We start from the raw sequence: 20,329 nt of genomic DNA, 5'->3' as shown, positions 1-20,329 counted from the left end.
TAGCAACATTGCAACATTGCAACATAATATGTTGCAATGTTGCACGGTCCGATTCGATCTAGGCTGAGGCCATGCAGATCGATGTCGACGCCGATGGCCCCCTGCTCGACGCCGCACTCGAGCTGTTCGGCGACCTCGGGATCGCCCGCACGACGATCGGGGACATCGCCCGCAAGGCGGGCGTGAACAGGGTCACCGTCTATCGCCGGATCGGGTCCAAGGACGAACTGGTGCAGGCCGTCATGAGTCGGGAGGCGACCCGCCTCTTCCAGGCCGTCCACGCGGCGGCTGCCGCGCAGCAGACGTTTACCGACCGCATCGCCCATGGCTTCGCGAGCACGGTCACCTCGGTACGCGACAAACCGGTCCTGCAGGCCATGTTCGCCTCGGCCGATCCCACCGTCCTCGGACAACTGACCACCGGCGCCGCCGGCATGCTCGAAGGAGCGCTGGCAGTGACCACTGCGCTCATCGCGCAAGCGGAGTCCGAGCAGCTGCCAGGCCTCGTCCCAGTCGTGCCGCATGCCGCTGAAATGCTTGTGCGACTCGCCCATTCGATTCTGTTGACACCGGCCGTGGATGTGCCCCTACAGACCTACGACGATCTCCTGCAGTTTGCGCACCGCACCCTGCTGCCGGCGATCACCGCCTGCTGAGTCCACGTACACCCCCGCGCGCAATCAGCCGATCTCGTCGAGGACCGTCTCGATCAGGGCCACGAGGGTCTCGGTGAGCATCCGACTCACCTGCTCCTGCGTGAGGGTGTCCCGGTCCAACCATTCCCGGACCGCGGATTTGACCATCCCCCCGTAGGCCCGGACGGCGGCGAGCGCCACGCGATGGGTGTCGGGGGTGCTGACGAAACCTATTGCGTCGAGCACTCGCTGGGCAGCCTGGTCGTCAGCCTCCTCGAGGATCGCCCTGACCTCGGGGTCGCCGCCGACACCGTCGACGCCGACCGCCAGCCATGTACGGCCATGGGCGGCCAGCACGGTCATGAGCCAGTTGACCGATGCCTCGACCCGGTTGCGGAGTGTTCCGGTGGGCAGGGTGACCTCGTCGGCGACCGGCACCAGCATCATCGTCCGGACCACCTCGAGGTAGAGGTCGCGTTTGGTGCCGAAATAGTGGTGCAGCAGCCCGCGCGCCACTCCCGCGTCACGAGCCACCGCAGCCATCTGCACTGCCGCGTAAGGCTGCTCGCCGAACGCCTTGATCGCGGCGGCGAGTATTTCCGAGCGACGCTCATCCGGCCCGAGCCGTCGCCACCTCGGTTCGAGTGGGGTCGACATGGGAACCAATGCTGTCACAGGTAGCGCTCGTCCCGACCCGCTCGGCCACGCAATGATTCCGGTACTACGAAGCGATCGCCGTAGCGCCCACGGAGTTCGTCGGCGCGGACCACGAATCCGGCGGGCCCACCGGCATATTGGTTGATGTACTGCAGGGTGCCTCCGGTCCACACCGGGTAGCCGATGCCCATGATGGAGCCGATGTTCGCCTCGGCCACGGTGCTCACCACACCCTCGTCGAGACACCGCACGGCCTCGAGCGCAGCGGCGACCAGCATCCGCTCCTTGGCATCCTCGAACGGGATCAGCACGTCGGGACGGTGGTACTGCTCGGCCAGCTGCGGCCACAACCGACCGCGGGCGCCACCGGGCCCGTCGTACTCGTAGAACCCGCGGCCCTCGAGTCGGCCGGGACGATCGAACTCGCCGAGCATCCGATCGACGAGCGGATAGGACGCACTGGTCACGAAATCGACGTCTCGCGCGTTGGCATCGGCGATGAAGCCGGCACGGATCTTGGCGATCGTCTTCATGTTGATCTCGTCGAACAGCGTGAGCGCACCGGCGGGAAAGCCTGCCTGTAGCGCGGCCTGCTCAGCGCTGGCTGGATGCATGCCCTCGGCAACCAGGGACAAGGCCTCGTCGACGAACTTCGCGATGACCCGGTTGGCGTAGCAGCCGTAGGCATCCTTGACCACGATCGGGGTCTTACGGATCTGCCGCACGAAGTCCAGGCCGCGGGCGAGGGCATCGTCAGAGGTGTTCTCACCGACCACGATCTCCACCAGCGGCATCTTGTCCACCGGCGAGAAGAAGTGCAGCCCGATGACGTCGGCGGGACGATCGACTGCCGCCGCCATCTCTGCGATCGGCAGCGCCGAGGTGTTGGAGGCGAGCAAGGCCCCCGGCCCGACATGGTCGGCCACCTCGGCCAGCACTCGCCTCTTCAATTCGATGTCCTCGAACACGGCCTCGACGACGAGGTCGGCTCCGGCGACATCAGAAATGTTGTCGGTGGCGATGATTCGGGCCAGCACGGACTCGCGTGCGTCCGCACTGATCCGGCCCTTCGCCACCGCGCCGTCGAGGAGTCGCCGCGAATAGTCCTTGCCGCGTTCGGCCGCCTCGATCGTCACGTCGCGGAGCACGACCTCGATCCCTGACTGCGCCGAGACGTAAGCGATTGCCGCACCCATCATCCCGGCGCCGAGGACCGCCACCTTCTCGGCCTTTCGCACCGGTCGGTCCTGCGGTCTGGAGGCGCCGTTGTTGACCGCGTTCAGGTCGAAGAACAACGCCTTGATCATGTTGGTCGAGATCTGACCGCAGATCAGCTGTGCGCAGTATCGCGTCTCGATCGCGAAGGCGGTGTCGAGGTCGACCTGCGCACCCTCGACGGCGACCGCGAGTACCGCGATGGGCGCGGGCATCGGGCTGCCCTTGAGCTGCTTGCGCAGATTCGCCGGGTAGGCGGGTAATTGTGCGGCGAGCGCCGGGGTCGCAGGGGTACCCCCCGGGATCCGGTAGCCCTTGCGATCCAACGGTTGAGAAGCCTTCGGGTTGTCTGCGATCCATGCCCTCGCCCGATCGATCAGTTCCTCCTGGGTGGAGACCACCTCATCGATGATCCCCACATCGAGGGCCTTCGCCGGCACCATCCGCCGACCCTCGCCGACGACGCCGAGAACCGCATCTGTGATGCCGAGCAGTCGCACCACCCGGGTGACGCCGCCGGCGCCTGGCAGCACTCCGAGGGTCACCTCCGGAAGGCCCAGGACACTGCCTTTCTTGTTCAGCGCGATGCGATGGTGGGCGGCGAGAGCGACCTCGAACCCGCCGCCGAGCGCGGTCCCGTTGATGGCTGCGACCACCGGACGCCCCAAGGTTTCGATGCGACGGAAGCACATCTTGAAATGATCGAGCCCGGCGGAGATGTCCGCGACATCTGCCGGACCGGCATTCATCAGCCTGTTGAGGTCACCGCCTGCGAAGAAGGTCTCCTTGCCAGAGGTGATGATGACGCCTGCGATGGAGTCCTTTTCGGCCTCGAGACGCTCGACGGTCGACAGCAGAGCATCGGCCATCGCGTCCGTCATCGTGTTGGTCGCCTGGCCGGGATCGTCCATCGTCAGCGTGACGATGCCCTCGCCGTCGCGGTGCCAACCGATGATGGCGTCGGTCTCGGTGGTGAGTACGGGGTTCATGGTCACTTCCTCAGACTCTCTCGATGATGGTGGCCACGCCCATACCGCCGCCGATACACAGGGTGATCAGCGCCCGCCGCAGGCCGCGGCGTTCCAGTTCGTCGACCATCGTGCCGACCAGCATCGCCCCGGTCGCGCCGACTGGGTGCCCCATCGCGATGGCGCCACCGTTGACATTGATGATCTCGTCAGGAATCGCGAAGTGTCGCTGGTAGTTCAGGACAACAGAGGCGAAGGCCTCGTTGAGTTCGAACAGGTCGATGTCGTCGAGGGTCAGGCCGGTCTTGGCGAGCACCTTCTCGGTGGCCGGCACCGGACCGGTCAGCATGATCGTCGAATCGGCTCCGCTCGTGGCGGTTCCGACGATGCGGGCCCGCGGCACCAGTCCGGCGGCGCGCCCGGCAGCTTCGCCACCGACCAGTACCAGCGCGGATCCGTCGGCGATACCCGAGGAGTTCCCGGCGTGATGCACGTGGTCGATCTCTTCCACCCAGTGATACTTCTGCAGGGCGACGGCGTCGAATCCACCGAGTTCACCGAGGTCGGCAAAGGATGGTCTCAAACCACCGAGCGCGTCCACCGTGGTGTCCCCGCGGACCAACTCGTCAGTGTCGAGCAGCACCGATCCGTTGATGTCACGGACCGGCACAATGGACTTCGAGAAGAAACCACGCGCGATCGCCGCCGCTGCTCGCTGCTGGGAGCGCACCGCGTAGGCGTCCACATCGTCGCGGGTGAAGCCGTGAACCGTGGCGATCAGGTCAGCCGAGACACCCTGCGGAATGAAGTACGTCGCGTAGTTCGTCGCCGGATCGAGCGGCCAGGCACCGCCATCGGAACCAAGAGGGATGCGCGACATCGACTCGACACCGCCCGCGAGAACCAGATCATCCCAGCCGGAGGCCACCTTCTGGGCCGCCACGTTGACCGCCTCCAGGCCGGAACCGCAGAATCTGTTCAGCTGCAGACCTCCAACGGTATCGGCCAATCCGGCACGCAGAGCCACGGTCTTGGCAATGTCGGCGCCCTGATCACCGATCGGAGAGACGACGCCGAGGATGATGTCGTCGATTGCCGCCGGATCCAGCTGCGGGTGGCGGGATCTGAGCTCGCTGACCAGGCCGACGGCCAGGTCGATCGGTTTCACGCCGTGCAGGGCACCGGTCTTCTTACCGCGACCTCGCGGTGTGCGGATGGCCTCGTAGACGTATGCATCGGGCATTGGGGGCTCCGTTGTTCTGGTGGGTCAGAGGTGCCGGGCGATGAGATCTTTCATGACCTCATTGGCTCCGGCATAGATGCGGGAGATGCGGCCGTCGACGAACATCCGGGCGATCGGATACTCCTCCATGTAGCCGTACCCACCGTGCAGTTGCAAACAGCGGTCGACAACCTGGGTCTGCTGTTCGGAACACCACAGTTTGATCATCGCCGCACCTTTGACATCGAGCTCGCCGCGCAGATGCCGGTCGACAGCGCTGCGGACAAACGCGCGCATGACCTCGACGATGGTTGCTATCTCAGCGAGTTCGAAACGTGTGTTCTGCAGTGCGAAAAGAGGTTTGCCGAATGCCTCTCGCTCACGGACGTAGGCGAGGGTCAGCTCGTACGCCGCCTCGACCACACCGAGCGCCGCCACCCCGACGATCAGCCGTTCCTGCGGGAGCTGTTGCATCAGCTGGACGAAGCCGCGCCCGGGGGTGCCTCCGAGCAGGTTCGCCGAAGGCACGCGCAGACCGTCGAAGAACAACTCGGTGGTGTCCTGACCCTTCTGGCCGATCTTCTTCAGTGTGCGTCCACGCTCGAATCCTGCTGGGTCGTCGCCCACCTCAGCCACGAGCAGCGAGACGCCCGCGCCTCGCAGTGCCGGATCGGTGGTCACCGCGATGATGATCAGATCGCAGGTGGCGCCGTTCGAGATGAAGGTCTTGGCACCCGAGATCACATAGTCGCCGCCCTCGAGCACCGCTCTGGTGGTGATGGCCTGTAGGTCAGAACCCGTACCGGGTTCTGTCATGGCGATCGCACCGATCCACTCACCACTGATCAGTTTCGGTAACCAGCGCTTCTTCTGGTCCTCCGAGGCGTAGGCGAGCAGGTAATGCGGCACGATTCCCGAATGGACCCCGAGTTGCATCGACAAGTCAGCAGAGCGGGCCTGCTCACGGAACAGTACCGACTCGTGCGCGAAAGTACCTCCCCCGCCGCCGTATTCCTCGGGGATCGACATCCCGAGCAGCCCGAGTTCGCCGGCACGCCGATAGAGTGCGCGGTCGGGTTGGCCTGCGGCGGCGAATTCCTCGTACCGCGGAGCCACTTCCTTGGTGAAGAAATCACGCGCGAGCGTGGTCAGATCATCGAGCTCCGTCGCCAGGTCCTCGGTCATGGTCGTATCCTTCGTCTCAGGGCTCATAGAGCGCGTCGATGTGGTCGGCGTACTTCTTCGCGATCGGCACCCGCTTGAGTTTCATCGTCGGAGTCAACTCGACGCCGCCAGGAATCCAGTACTCCGGCAGCAGTTCCCAGCTCCTGATGTGTTCGACACGCGAAAGTCGCTTGTTGGCAGCCGCGACCGCATCGGTCATCGCCGCCTGGATGGCCGGATGTGCAGCGAGCGATGCCGGAGTGGGGTCCAGAACCCCGGCCTGTTGCGCGAACACTGCAGCGGCTTCCGGGTCCAACGTGATGAGCGCAGCGATGTGGGGGCGGTTGTCGCCGATGGCCGCCACCGCGCCGATCAGTGCGCTCGCAGCCTTCAGTGCACCCTCGATGTTGCTGGGTGACATGTTCTTTCCGCCCGAGTTGATGATCATCTCCTTCTTGCGGTCGATGATCGTCAGATAGCCTCGCGGATCCAGGGTGCCGATGTCGCCGGTGTGGATCCACCCCTGCTCATCCAGGGTCTGCGCCGTCCGGACAGCGTCGTTGCGGTAACCCACCATCACGCCCCCGCCACGGACCAGCACCTCACCATCCGCGGCCAGCCGCACCTCGGTTCCCGGGATCGCCCTGCCCACCGTGCCGTACTCGGGCCTGCTGATCGGATTGACGGTGGTGACCGCAGAGGTCTCCGACATACCCCAGGCCTCCATCACCGGAACACCCAGCGCCAGCATGAATTCCAGGGCTGCGACGTCGATCGGCGCCGCGCCGGACACCGCCGAGACAAGGTCGTCCATGCCGAGTTTTGCGCGTAGTTTTGACAGCACCAGCGCATCGGCCAACGTTGCGGCAACCTGATCGACGCGGCTCAGCTGCGTGCCCTCGACCGTGGCGGCCGCTTTCTTCTTGCCTGCCTCCAGTGCCCACCGCGCGAGGGCGCCTTTCACACCCGTCTCGCCCGCGACACCGGCCTCGACACTGCCCTTGATCTTGTACCAGAGCATCGGCACGGCCACGAAAAAGGTCGGGCGCACCCTGCCGAGTACCTCGATCAGGGTCTTGGGATTGTCGACATCGGTGACGGTGATCCCGAAATACATTGGGGCGTACTGGCAGATCCACCGGTTGATCAGGTGCGCATCGGGCAGATACGAGATCACCCGGCCACGACTGAGATCCCCGATGACCTCGGTGATGACCTCGAGCTGATAGAGCAGGTTCCCGTGCGTCAGTTCGACACCTTTCGGATTGCCCGTGGTGCCGCTGGTGTAGATCAGGGTCAGCACGTCGTCGGCCTCGACCGCCTGCCAGGCGGCCACGAAGTCGAAGTCGGAGGCACCGAGGTTCACCAGTTCGTCGAGTGTGATGGTGCCGTCGGCGACAATGTCGATGCACACCAGCTGCGTGTCGCCGATACCGATCAGGGCCTCCTGCACTCGAGGCAAGAACTGGGATTCGGTGATGACGATCGCCGGCTCGGCGTTGGTGAACAGATACGCGATCTGCGCGGGCGTGTTGGTGTTGTAGACCGAGAACGCGACGGCGCCGAGGTGCATGACCGCTGCGTCGACGAGGTGGAATTCAGGCCGGTTGGTCAGCATCAGCCCGACCGTGTCCCCGCGCCTCACCCCCGCCGACGCCAGGCCGGCAGCGATCTTCCGCACCCGCACGCCGTATTCGGCCCAGGTGTATTCGACCGTGCCGTCGGCTCTGCGAATCGCCACCTCTGGACCGAGTTCGGCGACTCGCCGCTGGAAATGGGCACACAGACTCCGGGACATGACGGGCTCCTCGATCGGCAGACCCCGGGTGTGCCCGAACTGTGTCGGGAGACGGGGTACACGACACTGTTGGCGCCGCGCCAAATAAGTATGAAGGGCTATTTGGCACGGTGTCAACAAGCGATAGACGACTTCAGCCGACGCCCCGTACTGACGAACCAGGGACGTTCTAGGTCGTGCCGGCGACCGGGGAGACCACTTCGACGTCGTCCCGCAACGGATGGGCGATCTCGTCGATGTTCAACTTGGCCCAGAAATAGGCGATCGCGGCGATCGGCACAGGAGCGATCCCAGCGATGACGAAGGTCGCTGTCAGCCCGATCCATTCGCTGACCGGTGCGGCAATCGCCATGGACACCGGCATCAGTGCGACCGACACGAAGAAGTCAAGACTCGACACCCGCCCGAGCATGTGGAGTGGTACCCGGCGCTGCAACAGGGTTCCCCAGATGACCATCGGCCCGTCGAACGCGAATCCCAACACCAGGCCCGCGAGGACGAACACCCACACCTGGTCGGTCAGACCCATCACCACCAGGGGCAACGACGACAGTCCCCAGATCACGAACATGACCGTGAGATAGCGCCGGGGCATCTGCATCGACGCGAGTACGAGAGAGCCGATCGCACCCCCGATCCCGAAGGCCGCCAACACCATCGCGTGGGAGCCGGCATCACCGTCAGCCCTGTTCTTGAGAGCGAACGGGATGAGTACCTCCAACGGGCCCATCACCAAGAGCACGAGCACCATCGCGAACAGCAGGGTCGCCAGCAGCCACGGGGTCCGCCACATGTAGACGAAGCCCTCGGCGATGTCGGTGATCGTTCCGCGCACGAGTTCGGCGTTGGGGCGGGACTCGCTGCGCGACGGCGTCGGCCGCATCAGCAGGTACAGGACGCCCGAGAGTGCGGAGGCCACCGCCGACCCGATGATCGCCACCGCCGGCGACGACATCGCGATCAGCCCTCCGGCCACCGCGGGACCGGCAGCCTGAAAGATCGTGGGCCGCAACGTACCTTCGATGCCGTTGGCGGCCATCAGCTCGTCGCGTGGCACGAGCGTCGGGAGCAGAGCCGAGTACGTCGGATAATAGATACCGGTGGTGATGCCGCCGATGAGCGACACCAGGACGAGGTGCCACAGGACGACGGAATCCGTCAGCGCCAGCAGCCCTACCCCGCCGATCGCGACCAGCTTGGTCGCCTCCAGTGCGATGAGGATCGTCCGTTGCGACATCCGGTCCGCGAGCACCCCTCCGAGCAGGGTCGAGGCAACCATGCCGACCGCGGCCACCGCCGTCACCAGCGACAGCTGACCGGGCCCGCCGCCCATCCCGATGACCTGCCAGACCACACCGCCGGTCCAGATACCGTCTGCGAACATCGCAAGCACCAAGCCCATGCAGAGCAACCGGTACTGCTGATGCCGAAACGGCTTCAGCGCCCGGGGCAGAGTGGAGGGTGCGGTCACCGATCAACTGTGCCCCATCCGCTCGATGAGAGGCCAGCGATTATCCCGATCTTGGTGGCTTTCGGCGAGGTCGACCTGGGGAAATGGTCGCCAAAACCCACCACTATCGGAACGCAAACTCGCCGCCACCGGGTTGCGGTGACGGCGAGCGGAGCTCAGTGCAAAAGACCGATCAGGTCACTTCACACCGACGATTTCTTCCGCGATGGCGGCAAGGCGGGTCTGGGCTGCCGAGATGACACCGTGGCGTCCCTTGTGCGCCTCTTCGTACGCGATGACGGTACGGATCTCGGACGGCTCATCGAGTTGCTTGACCGCCGAGACCACCGAGTTCACGTTGAGCGAGTCGTAGTCGACGATCGGGAGATCTTCGGGGTCGACGAGACCGGTGGCGTCGCGCACGGCGTGGATCGCGTCGGCTGCGCCGGTCGCGCCTTGGGCGCGGGCGGTGTCCTCAGCGGCGTCGAGTGCCGCATCGCTAGTTGCCTTGGCAGTCTTGCTCGCTGCCTTACCTGCGTCCGATGCGCGCTCGACGACGGTCTCGCCGGCGGCGGTGACACGCTTGACTGCCTTGTCGCGGGCATCGGTCGCGAGCGCGACCGCGGCTCCGCCTGCCTCTTCGGTCTTGTCGACGAAACCGCCGAGTCGTGCCGGGGCACTTCGCAATACGTCGACTGCACGGTCGACGCCACGTGCGGTCAGTGTCGCCGGAATGCCTGCGACGCGCAGTGCCGCGCCGCTGGCGGCCTGCAGTGGTCCGCGCCGGAGCGCGACCGGGCCGCCGATCGCTTCCTCGGCGAGGACGATGGTCAGCCAGTCGACGGTCGCTTGATGCGCGGTGATCAAGCGTTCTGCCAACGCGACGACCTCGGGCTCGCTCTCAGCCGTGGCCAGCGCCTTGACGTAGATCGACCGATCCAGCAACTGGTGCTCGAGTGCGAGGTCACCCAGCAGCGCTTCGTCGAAGGGCTGCGCCTGCTCGGCGAGCGCCTTCACCGTGGCCGCGAGTCGTCCGAGAACCGGACGCAGTACATCGGGCAGTCCGCCGAGATCCCGGATGGCCTTCTCGATGGCCACGGCGCGGATCCGACCATTGGCCGCATTCTCGGACAGTTCCTTACGCACCGCTTCGGTGCGAGCCTGGGCAATTCGGGTCTCCGCGACCTGGACCTCGGTATTCGTCAAGGTCAACAGGGTGCGCAGCTGGTTGCGCAAAGTGCTTGTCGAAATGCTCATATCATTCTCCTTCGGTTGGATGGGGGCGATATTGAGCGTTCGACACAAGGCGTACCCGACCACTTCAGCGACAAACGCACCGGAGACCGAGATCACAGGCGTGATCGCACGCAAGTGACGCACGTGATCGACGTGGCCGATGAGGCAGCTCTACTGCTGCGAAGCGCCGCTTTTCGCCACCGCGCCGAACTCATCCGGGCTCCCGACGGTGCCGAACACCATCGACTCCTCGATCCGATCGAAACGGTGATCGAGGTAATCGAGGACGAAGTTGTGACGGACGTTCCACGGCCGCCTGGTGCCCGACTTCGGTAGCGCATGCGGGTTGCGCTGTACGTAACCCGCTTGTAGATCGAACGCCGGCTTCTCTGCCATGCCCTGATCACGGAGATGTGGATAGCAGTGTGTATAGCCCTTCTCCCCCATGTACGCCAACAGTTTTGCGACCGCCTGCGCCGTCATGTCCGATCGCATCGTCCACGAGGCGTTGGTGTAACCGACACACCAGGCCAGATTGGGAACGTCCTCGAGGAGGTGCGCTTTGTAGACGAATCGATCACTGGGTTTGACGTCGGCACCGTCGACGCTCACCGACACCCCACCGAGCGACTGCAGTTGCAAGCCCGTGGCCATCACCACGATGTCGGCATCGAGTCGCCCTCCCGATTCGAGCAGGATGCCGGCCTCGTCGAAACCGGTGATGCGGTCGGTGACCACCGCTGCTCGGCCCCGGGCGATCGCCTTGTAGATGTCTGCGTCGGGTACGGCGCACACCCGTTGATCCCAGGGTTGGTAGGAGGGCTTGAAGTGGGTGTCGACGTCATATCCGGCCGGCAGATTGGCGACCGCGATCTTGCGGAGGTACTTCTTTATCGCCCCAGGTAGCTTGCGTGCCGCCGCGTAGGAGAGCACGATGATCGCGATGTTCCGCCATCGGATGACGGCATGAGAAACTCTGCGCGGCAACACTTTCCGAATGAAGTCAACCGTCGGGGTCTGTCTTCTGATGGAACCGATGTACGCAGGCGACCGCTGCAGCATCGTCACCTTGGCTGCATCGCCCGCCAGCGACGGAATCAGGGTGATCGCAGTCGCCCCGCTACCGATGACCACGACGTCCTTGTCGGCGTAGTCGAGATCCTCGGGCCAGAACTGTGGGCTGACGATCTGACCCTCGAATTGATCCATACCGGCGATGTCGGGGGTATAGCCCTCGTCGTAGTTGTAGTAGCCGGTGCCGAAGAACAGGAACCGGCAACTGTAGGTCAGCGCCACGCCGTCCTGCTCCGCACGTACGGTCCAGGTGCCGGTGCTCGAATCCCAGTCGGCGGAATGCACCCGGGTGCCGAAGTCGATGTGCCGGTCGATCCCGTGTTTACGCGCGGTATCGGTCAGATACTCCCTGATGTCTCCGCCGTCCGCGACCGACTCCGGCCGCGTCCACGGTTCGAACGGGAAGCTCAGCGTGAAGATGTCGCTGTCCGACCGGATGCCCGGATAGCGGAACAGATCCCAGGTGCCTCCGATACGGCTGCGTCGCTCGAGGATCGTGTAGCTCAGCCCCGGGTTCTGCTGTTTGATCCGGTAGGCAGCGCCGATCCCGGAGATACCCGCCCCGATGATCAGGACATCCGTGACGAGCGCATCCACGTTCTCGGCGGCCGGTCGAGCACTGCCGGGGGCCGAATGGTCAGGTACTGATTCTGCGGTCATCGAAGATCTCCCAGGTGGTCGGCATCGGCCGGGGCACGGCGACACCGGACCACACTCTCAGCCCAGGGTGATCACCGCGCCGACCGACCCGAGCACCACGATAAGCACGATGAGGTCGATAAATCTCGGACTCCGGTCGATGCGTGCCACCGATCCGATCCCGCCCCTGGCCTCGATGGCCGCCGCGAGCTCACGGCCGTTCTGCACCGCCAGCGAGCAGACGACCGGCAGGCAGGCCGCCCAACCGTTGATCCGCTCGGCCACACACTGCTTGTGTTCGGGTTTGCGCTGCGCGATGGTCTGCAGCAACGTACGGAAGTCACTGATCAGGAAGGGGCACAGCCGCAACGCGAGCGCGACCGACACCGCAGCCGACTGGGCCGGGATCCCCACCCGCTCGGCCCAGCCCACCAGTCGTTGGGCGAACGAGGGGATCTCGACCATGGGCGTGGTCCAACAGAACAGCAGCGCGCTGTACAGCGAAAGCACCGTCATCGAGATCAGGATCCCCCAGTAGGACGCCCCGCCCAGACCCAATTCGACCCCCGCCACCGTGACGTATGGATCGGCCCCTCCGAGCGCGGTGATCAGACCGCCGAACAGGGTGATCCAGATGAGCCACAACGGCAGCCTCGGGAGCGCGGCGCGCGGCACCCTGCCGAGCAGGGTCCACCCGGTCACGATCCCTGCCGCCACCGCCACGCTGAGCCAGGTCGGCTCCAGGGCGAACATGACCGCTATCGACGCCAGCACCAACAACTTGGTGCCCACCCACCATCCTCGGGCCGGCGAGGGGTGCGGGAGCGTTCGCACGACGCTCGCCAGATTCGCGGTCGACTTCAGTGTCGAGGGATCCGGGGCCGGGGCCACCGGCTGTCCGTCGATGGTCCCCTTGTCCACGACGATGGTCCGGTCCACGAGTTCGGCGAGCTCGCCGACGTCGTGCGAGATCACGATGAGCGTGGTGCCGGAGGCCTTGACCCTGGCCAGTGCCCGCACCATCGCCGCGCGGGCCGGGGTGTCGAGCCCTGCGAGCGGTTCGTCGAGCACCAGCAGACGCGGCCGGCAGGCCAGCAGCCCGGCGAGGGCAACGCGGCGCTGCTGACCTACGGAGAGTTGGTCGACGAGCGCGTCGCCCAGCACCGCGGGATTGAGGCCGAGTTCGATGAGGGCGACGTTCACCGCGGTGTCATCGACGCCCGCGGCATCTCGGATGTCGGACCGCACCTTCGACCGGACCAGCTGCAATCGGGAGTACTGGAACCCCAGTAGCGCATGTTTACGCCCGTTACGGACCTGCGCCCCGTCGACCATCACCGACCCGCTGGTGGGCGGTTGCAGTCCGGTGAGAACCCTCGCCAGCGTCGACTTCCCGGCACCGTTCGGTCCGGTGATCAGGACGGCAGAACCGGCCGCGATCTGCAGGTTGAGTCCGCTGAAGATCTGGTGGTGCCAAGGGGTTCCGGCGTCGTGGGCATAGCCGACGTCGTACAGACCGACATGCGCACCTTGGATGTGCCCGATCCCCCGGCTGGGGCTGAGCAGTTCGGCCCCGGCGTCGCGGTGGCTCGAGTCGAGCACCACCTCACGGTCTGCGAGCGCGGCCTCGCCCACGTCGTGGGTGATCTGCAGGACCGCGGTGTCGCCGCTGTCGGCGAGCTCCCGGAAGACACCGATCACCGCCCGGCGACCTTCCTGGTCGACCATCGCCGTCGACTCGTCGCTGATGAGGACCGCCGGTTCCCGCGACAGTGCGGCGGCGATCGCAAGTCGCTGGAGCTGACCGCCGGACAGCGTGGTCGTCTCCCTCGTCAGCATCCCCGACAGACCGACGCGGTCGAGCAGGACGTTCATCTGGTCTTCGGTGAGCTGGGGATTGCCCCAGGCAAGATCGTCGGCGACGACCATGCCCAGTACCTGCGTTTCCGGCCGTTGGCTGATCACCGCGGTGCCACCGCGCTTGCCCAACCCGACAGCTCCGGGTCGCTCGACGGTGCCCGCGGTCGGGGCCCGACCCGCGACGACCCTTGCGAGAGTGGATTTCCCGACTCCGTTCGGCCCGGTCACCGCGACGACCTCTCCGGCACCGAGACTCATCGACACGTCGTGGATCGCCGGTACCGGCGCACCCGGGTACTGCACGCCCACGGCACGCAAGTGCAGCGGCAACGGCGCCACCGGCCCGTGTTCGTCGATCCTGTCGTCAGTGTGCGGGGCTCCCAGACGAGCGATCATCCCGGGCACCGGACCTTTGAGTACCACGTAGACGGCCAGGGCCGACAGGGTCACGCCCACGACACCAGCTGCCGGGATCGCGATCCACCAGTACTCGAGGCACCACCTGACCGCCGGGTCGATGATCGCGGTGAGCGATTCGAGCCCCGCGTTGTTCATCACCCGCTCGGTGCCCTGCCAGCCGTTGCGGATCTGGGTGATCATGAACTCGCGATAGTCGGCGAGGAGTGCGATCAAACCGGTCGCGATCGCCGACGACGGAATCGCCAGGAACAGGAAGGCGGAGAGCGTGACTCGTGGCGCTTTCCAGCTGCGGCGAAAGGCGATACCGACCAGTGTTCCGAAAACTGCGGCGCTGCCAACGAGATTCGCCGCGGTCACCCCACCGAAGAGGAACGCGACGACCCAGCCGGTGAACGCCGCCAAGAGGCTGACGCGGAACCGCCGCCTGCCCGCGAGGATCGCGTACGGCACCGAGGCGACCAACGACGCCGCTCCTCCGATCGGCAGGACCCGGCTCAGGACGCAGATGGCTGCGGCGACATCGGCCAGGGCCGCGGCCTCGGCGATCTCGACGGCGGTGACCCGTCTGCGGGTACGGGCGTCTACCGGCGCCGCTGCGACGTCGCCGAGGTCTGGTCCTACTGCTTTGCGTGTGATGTGTCCAGATTGCCAGAGCGCGCCGATGTCGGGCAGCGCAGACCGTCGGAAATGGAGGGCGTTCAGCCGGCCTTGCGTTTGGCAGGGGCCTTCTTGGCAGGTGCTTTCTTGGCTGCCGCCTTCTTGGCGGGGGCCTTCTTGGCGGCCGCCTTCTTCGCGGGCGCCTTCTTCGGCGCGTCCTCGTCCTCGTCCTCCTCGGAGTCTGCGGACGCAGATCCTCCCCGGTCTTTCACCGAAGCACGCAACGCGGCCAGCAGGTCCGCGACCTCCGAGTCGTCATCGTCATCGTCGGCTTTCTCCGGTGCGCTGAACGCCTCGGTGCCCTCGGCCTTCGCCTCGATGAGCTTGCTCAGCTCCAATTGGTAGGTGTCCTCGTACTGCTGGGGGTCGAAGTCGCCCGACATCGATTCGATGAGCGAGGCAGCCATCTTCAGTTCCTGGGGCTTGAGGTCCGGGGACTCGTCGAGCGAGGGGAAGGCCGCCTCCCGCACCTCGTCGGGCCACAGCAGGGTCTGCAGGGTCAGGACGTTGCCGACGACCCGCAGAGCAGCCAGTCGGGTGCGGTTGCGGAGTGTGAACGTGGCGATGGCCAGTCGGTCGGTCTCCTGCAGCGCCTCTCGCATCAGCGCATACGCCTTGGGCGATTTGCTCGCGGGCTCGAGGTAGTACGGCTTGTCGAAGAAGATGGGATCGACTTGATCGACCGGCACGAAGTCGGTGATCGAGATCTCGGGGCTGCGTTGCACGGGCAACTCGGAGAGGTCGTCCTTGGTCAGGACCACGGTCTCGCCGGTCTCGCTCTCGTAGGCGTTGGCGATGGATGAGAACTCGACCTCGTCGTCCGTTCCCTCACGGACCTTGCGGTACCGGATCCGGGTACCGTCCTTCGAATCGACCTGATGCGACTTCCGGTCATGACTCTCGGTCGCCGAGTACACCTTGACCGGCACATTGACCAGGCCAAAGCTCAGATCGCCCTTCCAAATCGAACGCATATCGTCATTGTGCAGGTATCGGCCATTTGACGCAGCCCCCTGGCGCGGGAAAAGTCGGGTCATGCCCAGCCGCAACAGCCTCGACGTCGACGGGCACACCATCTCGGTGACCCACCTCGACAAGGTGCTTTACCCCGCAACGGGGACCATCAAGGCACAGGTCATCGAGTACTACAGCGAGATCTCCGACGTGATGTTGCCGCATATCCGTGACCGGCCGGTGACCCGTAAACGCTGGCCCGACGGGGTCGAGGGCACCCCGTTCTTCGAAAAGAACCTGCCGGGCCACGCCCCGGAATGGGTGGGCCGGGTGCAGCTCGAACACAGCGACCGAAGCGTCGTCTACCCGGTTCTCTCGTCGCGCGCCGAGCTCGTCTGGCTGGCCCAGCAGGCTGCGCTCGAACTACACGTCCCGCAGTGGACGCTCGGCTCGGACGCTGCAGGCGTGTCGTACAAACAGGATCGGATGACCGACCGCGTCGTCCTCGATCTCGACCCCGGACCCGACGTCACCCTGTCCCAGTGCGCGAGTGTCGCATTGCGCATCAGGGAGATGCTCGACGGGATCGGGTTGCGCAGCTTCCCGGTGACGAGCGGCTCCAAAGGCATTCACGTCTACTTCCGGCTCGACGCCCCGATCTCCGCCGACTCGGCACGCAAGGTCGCCAAGCAGATCGCGAACCAGCTGCAGTCGGAAAGCCCTGACCTGGTGACCGCGCAGATGACGAAGTCGGTGCGCGGTGGCCGCGTCTTCGTCGACTGGAGCCAGAACAGCGCGTCGAAGACAACGCTCGCCCCGTATTCGATGCGTGGCCGCGACGAGCCCCGGGTCGCTGCGCCCCGCGCGTGGGAAGAATTGGAAGACAAACAGATCCGGCACATCATGTTCGACGAGATGGCGGCCAGACTCGACGAGTTCGGCGATCTGCTCATCGGACTGGAGGATGTGTCCGCCACCGGCTCGGCCCCGATCCCCCAGCCCACGACAGCCGCAGACACCGACGTTGTCGACCTCGGCGAGTACCGCCGCAAGCGGGACGAGAGCAAGACCCCGGAGCCGTTCGGTAACACGAGAAAAGCGGACAGCAGGTCCGACGACGATCGCGCCGAAGGCCCGATGTTCGTGATCCAGGAACACCACGCGCGCCGGCTGCACTACGACTTCCGGCTCGAACGCAACGGGGTGCTGGTGTCGTGGGCGGTACCCAAGAACCTGCCGCTCGAAGGGGACAAGAACCGCCTCGCCGTCCAGACCGAAGACCACCCGATCGACTACGGCGACTTCGAGGGTGACATCCCCGCCGGGGAGTACGGCGGTGGCCATGTCGAGATCTGGGACCGGGGCACCTACGAGACCGAGAAGTGGCGCGACAAAGAGATCATCGTGCGGTTGCACGGGGAGCGTATCCAGGGCCGGTATGCCCTGATCAAGACCGGCGACAAGAACTGGCTGGCGCACCTGATGTCCGACGAGCCGCGCCCGATCGTGCCCGACAGCCTGCGGGACCCGCGACCGATGCTGGCCACCGACGAGTCGATCGAGAAACTGACCGGCGACACATGGGCATTCGAAGGCAAGTGGGACGGATATCGAATCCTGTTGCGCTACATCGACGGCAAGCTCCGGCTGACGTCTCGGTCCGGCATCGACATGACCAAGGACTTCCCGTCACTGCGCACCATCGGCGACGACCTGGGCCTGCTCGATGTGGTGCTGGACGGCGAGGTCGTGGCCTTCGACGACCAGGGCCGGACCAATTTCACCCGTCTCGCCGGCCGCAGCGAGATCGGGGATGTGGACGTCAAACTGCTGCTCTTCGACATTCTCTACCTCAACGGGTCGTCACTGCTGAAGCTCACGTGGGAGGACCGGCGGGGACTGCTGGAAGAGATCGCCAAGGCCTTTCGTTCCGATCTCGTCCAACTCCCACCCCTGCTCGACGGGCCGGGGTCGGTTGCCATCGCCACGAGCCGCGATCGCGGCTGGGAGGGCGTGATCGCCAAGCGCCGCGATTCCACCTACCAGCAGGGCAGGCGATCGAAGACGTGGCTCAAGCAGAAGAACTGGAGCGACATCGAGGTCGTGATCGGCGGGTGGCGTCCGGGCAAAGGGGGCCGCGGCGCCCGCATCGGGTCGTTGCTGATGGGGCTGCCCGAGGAGACCGGGCTTCGCTACGTGGGGCGCGTCGGGACGGGTTTCAGCGACAGCCAGCTCGATGCCCTGATGACCGAACTGGAGCCCCTGCGTCGTAAGACCTCCCCCTTCCTGGACACCCTCGACCGCAAGGTCTCGGCCGACGCGGTCTGGGTGCTGCCGAAGTTGGTCGCCGATGTGAGATTCATGGACTGGACCACAGCAGGTCATCTGCGTCACCCGTCGTGGCGGGGTATCCGCCGGGACAAGCTGCCCGGTGACCTGTGAGTATCGCCGGGAGAATGTGACCTGCGCGGGACCAAACGTTACGGTCGTAGACAGGTAGCAGTCAGAGCGTTGCCCAGCCGACACGATGGCGTGGCCGGAGCCGGACTCGAGCCGAACGAAGGCGGAGCCGGAGCAGGCCCAGGAGCACACGTTCAAGCTGGACCACAAGACTTGGAGGAGAGCACGTGCTCGTCGTCGCGCACATCAGCGATCTGCATTTCAACGGCACCGCCGGCGGACGCGATCGGGTCACCTCGGTCCTGGACTACATCAACCGCCGGGCCGACGGCATCGACGCGCTGGTCGTCACTGGCGACATCGCCGACGACGGCCGCCAGAGCGAGTACGAGGAAGCCGCGGCGACCCTGATCACCCCGCTGCCGATGCTGGTACTGCCCGGCAACCACGACGTCCGCGGCGAGTTCGGGCACGCGCTCCTGCGCGGGACCACCGAGACCGGTCCGCTCAACCATTCACAGATGATCGCGGGCGCGCTGTTCCTGATGTGTGACAGCTCGATCCCCGGCCAGAACGAGGGCCGTCTCGATGACGACACCCTCACCTGGATGGATGCGCAGATCGCGGGGGCAGGGTCGCACATTCCGGTGTTCGTGGCGTTCCACCATCCACCGGTCACGGTGCAGATGCCGTTCATGGACACCATCCGGCAGTCGGGTGAAGAACGGCTCATCGCGCTGGTCGACAAGCACCCGAACATCGTCGCGTTCCTGTGCGGACATGCCCACACCGGCGCGGTCACCGCATTCGCAGGGCGGCCGCTGTGCCTGGCCCCCGGGGTGTCATCGACGCTCAATCTGCCGTTCGAGGGTTCCGATGTCGTCAACGAAACCCAGCCTCCCGGGCTTGCATTCCACGTTTACGCGGAGGGCCGCATCATCAGTCACTTCCGGTCGGTGCCCGCCGTCTGAGACGGCTGCGCCGATCAGGCAGCCGGCGCGATGAAGGCCCGTGGCGCAACCCCGCCGCGCTGGGCTGGTATGCCCACGACCTGGGTAGCGTCCAGGTAGAACGACTTCTGGTTCACCTTCGACGGCGGTGCAGCGTTGGTCACCAGATTGCGGGTCGAGGTGGTCGCACCGACCACCGGGACTCCTGCGATCAAGAAGTCGCTGGCCGCCCGCCGTATCTCGTCGGGCGAGGTCACCAGGACGACCTCCCGCACGCGTAATCCGCGTACTGTTTCCGCCGTCAGCGAGGCATGCTGCGGCAGGCTCTGGGCGCGCGTTTCGAGGTGTATCCGCGTGGCCGGAAGCGCATGCGCAACCAGCCAGTCGCGCATCACGGTGGCCTCGGTTCGGCCTTGGTGCGAGCCGCCCGCCGAGATGATGATCGGGGATTGGTAGGCCACGATCGCCTGCGTCCAGGCGGCGAACAGCCGGCTCGCCGTCTCGTCGGTGGGCGCTCCGTCGGGCCGGAGTCCTGCACCGAGGACCACGATGCCGGTGGTCTGCGGGTAGTACCGCGGCACGGGGTCGGGGCCGATCCGCACGCCTGCGTCGATGGCGGAGATCGAGTTCCTGACCCGCTGGGCCAGCGTTCGGTCAAGGTTGTCGAGTGACGCCAGCGCCGCCTGCGTCGCTTTCCTGTCGGCGCAGTAGTCGGACCACAATGCCTGCAGGGCAAGTGCGTCGGTGTCGCGAGGATTGGCGGCGAGGAGGGTGCGCAGTTTGCTCAGGCCGGCCGTTGCGTTGCCGCGACCGAACTCGCCCTGGGCGGCATTGAACATGCTCGTGAGGTCGGCCTCGGAGACCGTCGGCGCCACGGCCGACGACGCCGGGTTCATCACCGTCGGGATCAATGCCACGGCACCAGTCGACATCCCGATGGCCGCCGCCGCAGCCACGAGCGTCCTATTCACACGCGTCACACGCGCAACTTGAGTCACTGGCGTAACAGTATCCGACTGGAGCTACAGGT

At 65.6% G+C, this 20,329-nt stretch carries 14 protein-coding genes; 3 read left to right on the top strand and 11 right to left on the bottom strand.

Annotation, left to right across the window (positions count from 1 at the left end; all coding sequences use genetic code 11):
• The first annotated feature begins 71 nt into the window (after positions 1-71).
• Positions 72-656 carry a TetR/AcrR family transcriptional regulator gene (locus tag BFL43_RS21720; protein ID WP_084894668.1) on the top strand — a complete coding sequence of 195 codons (585 nt, stop codon included), beginning with the start codon at positions 72-74 and terminating at the stop codon, positions 654-656.
• A gap of 24 nt (positions 657-680) precedes the next feature.
• On the opposite strand, the gene BFL43_RS21715 is transcribed toward BFL43_RS21720, so the two are convergent.
• From BFL43_RS21715 to BFL43_RS21670, 10 genes are all read right to left on the bottom strand, one after another.
• Positions 681-1,292, bottom strand: coding sequence for a TetR/AcrR family transcriptional regulator (locus tag BFL43_RS21715; protein ID WP_084894860.1), 612 nt, complete (start codon positions 1,290-1,292; stop codon positions 681-683).
• Between the two features lie 14 nt (positions 1,293-1,306).
• Complete coding sequence (locus tag BFL43_RS21710; RefSeq protein ID WP_084894858.1) at positions 1,307-3,496, bottom strand: 3-hydroxyacyl-CoA dehydrogenase NAD-binding domain-containing protein; 2,190 nt, start codon at positions 3,494-3,496, stop codon at positions 1,307-1,309.
• Positions 3,497-3,506: 10 nt separating this feature from the next.
• Positions 3,507-4,718 carry an acetyl-CoA C-acetyltransferase gene (locus BFL43_RS21705; RefSeq protein ID WP_084894666.1) on the bottom strand — a complete coding sequence of 404 codons (1,212 nt, stop codon included), beginning with the start codon at positions 4,716-4,718 and terminating at the stop codon, positions 3,507-3,509.
• 24 nt (positions 4,719-4,742) lie between these two features.
• Complete coding sequence (locus BFL43_RS21700; protein ID WP_084894856.1) at positions 4,743-5,882, bottom strand: acyl-CoA dehydrogenase family protein; 1,140 nt, start codon at positions 5,880-5,882, stop codon at positions 4,743-4,745.
• A 16-nt stretch (positions 5,883-5,898) separates the two neighbouring features.
• Complete coding sequence (locus BFL43_RS21695; RefSeq protein ID WP_084894664.1) at positions 5,899-7,659, bottom strand: long-chain fatty acid--CoA ligase; 1,761 nt, start codon at positions 7,657-7,659, stop codon at positions 5,899-5,901.
• A gap of 169 nt (positions 7,660-7,828) precedes the next feature.
• Complete coding sequence (locus BFL43_RS21690; RefSeq protein ID WP_206186728.1) at positions 7,829-9,130, bottom strand: MFS transporter; 1,302 nt, start codon at positions 9,128-9,130, stop codon at positions 7,829-7,831.
• 177 nt (positions 9,131-9,307) lie between these two features.
• A complete protein-coding gene (locus BFL43_RS21685) occupies positions 9,308-10,366 on the bottom strand; it encodes a hypothetical protein (RefSeq protein WP_084894854.1) in 1,059 nt (352 codons plus the stop codon).
• Between the two features lie 150 nt (positions 10,367-10,516).
• The gene (locus BFL43_RS21680; RefSeq protein ID WP_084894662.1) at positions 10,517-12,079 is read right to left on the bottom strand and encodes an NAD(P)/FAD-dependent oxidoreductase; all 1,563 of its coding nucleotides are present in this window, start codon (positions 12,077-12,079) and stop codon (positions 10,517-10,519) included.
• 57 nt (positions 12,080-12,136) lie between these two features.
• The gene (locus BFL43_RS21675) at positions 12,137-14,884 is read right to left on the bottom strand and encodes a DUF2232 domain-containing protein (RefSeq protein WP_276206117.1); all 2,748 of its coding nucleotides are present in this window, start codon (positions 14,882-14,884) and stop codon (positions 12,137-12,139) included.
• Positions 14,885-15,036: 152 nt separating this feature from the next.
• On the bottom strand, positions 15,037-15,969 hold the full coding sequence (locus BFL43_RS21670) for a Ku protein (RefSeq protein ID WP_084894658.1): 933 nt from the start codon (positions 15,967-15,969) through the stop codon (positions 15,037-15,039).
• A 61-nt stretch (positions 15,970-16,030) separates the two neighbouring features.
• On the opposite strand from BFL43_RS21670, the gene BFL43_RS21665 reads away from it, so the two are divergent.
• The gene (locus BFL43_RS21665) at positions 16,031-18,391 is read left to right on the top strand and encodes an ATP-dependent DNA ligase (protein WP_084894656.1); all 2,361 of its coding nucleotides are present in this window, start codon (positions 16,031-16,033) and stop codon (positions 18,389-18,391) included.
• Between the two features lie 185 nt (positions 18,392-18,576).
• Positions 18,577-19,320 (top strand): metallophosphoesterase, encoded by a 744-nt coding sequence (locus BFL43_RS21660; RefSeq protein ID WP_084894654.1) that lies wholly within the window; start codon positions 18,577-18,579, stop codon positions 19,318-19,320.
• Between the two features lie 14 nt (positions 19,321-19,334).
• Here the strand turns inward: BFL43_RS21660 and BFL43_RS21655 are convergent, their stop codons facing one another.
• Positions 19,335-20,279, bottom strand: a complete 945-nt coding sequence (locus tag BFL43_RS21655; protein WP_143695455.1) for a YdcF family protein — start codon at positions 20,277-20,279, stop codon at positions 19,335-19,337.
• Between the last annotated feature and the right edge of the window lie 50 nt (positions 20,280-20,329).

Origin of the sequence: Williamsia sp. 1135 (genome assembly GCF_002095395.1) — a bacterium.
Taxonomy (GTDB): Bacteria; Actinomycetota; Actinomycetes; order Mycobacteriales; family Mycobacteriaceae; genus Williamsia.
This window is presented reverse-complemented; position numbering and strand designations above follow the sequence as displayed.

Bases quoted from the DNA above. Each gene is read 5' to 3' on its own strand.
- BFL43_RS21720 (WP_084894668.1), top strand. From the start codon at position 72: ATGCAGATCGATGTCGACGCCGATGGCCCCCTGCTCGACGCCGCACTC.
- BFL43_RS21715 (WP_084894860.1), bottom strand. From the start codon at position 1,292: ATGTCGACCCCACTCGAACCGAGGTGGCGACGGCTCGGGCCGGATGAG.
- BFL43_RS21710 (WP_084894858.1), bottom strand. From the start codon at position 3,496: ATGAACCCCGTACTCACCACCGAGACCGACGCCATCATCGGTTGGCAC.
- BFL43_RS21705 (WP_084894666.1), bottom strand. From the start codon at position 4,718: ATGCCCGATGCATACGTCTACGAGGCCATCCGCACACCGCGAGGTCGC.
- BFL43_RS21700 (WP_084894856.1), bottom strand. From the start codon at position 5,882: ATGACCGAGGACCTGGCGACGGAGCTCGATGATCTGACCACGCTCGCG.
- BFL43_RS21695 (WP_084894664.1), bottom strand. From the start codon at position 7,659: ATGTCCCGGAGTCTGTGTGCCCATTTCCAGCGGCGAGTCGCCGAACTC.
- BFL43_RS21685 (WP_084894854.1), bottom strand. From the start codon at position 10,366: ATGAGCATTTCGACAAGCACTTTGCGCAACCAGCTGCGCACCCTGTTG.
- BFL43_RS21680 (WP_084894662.1), bottom strand. From the start codon at position 12,079: ATGACCGCAGAATCAGTACCTGACCATTCGGCCCCCGGCAGTGCTCGA.
- BFL43_RS21670 (WP_084894658.1), bottom strand. From the start codon at position 15,969: ATGCGTTCGATTTGGAAGGGCGATCTGAGCTTTGGCCTGGTCAATGTG.
- BFL43_RS21665 (WP_084894656.1), top strand. From the start codon at position 16,031: ATGCCCAGCCGCAACAGCCTCGACGTCGACGGGCACACCATCTCGGTG.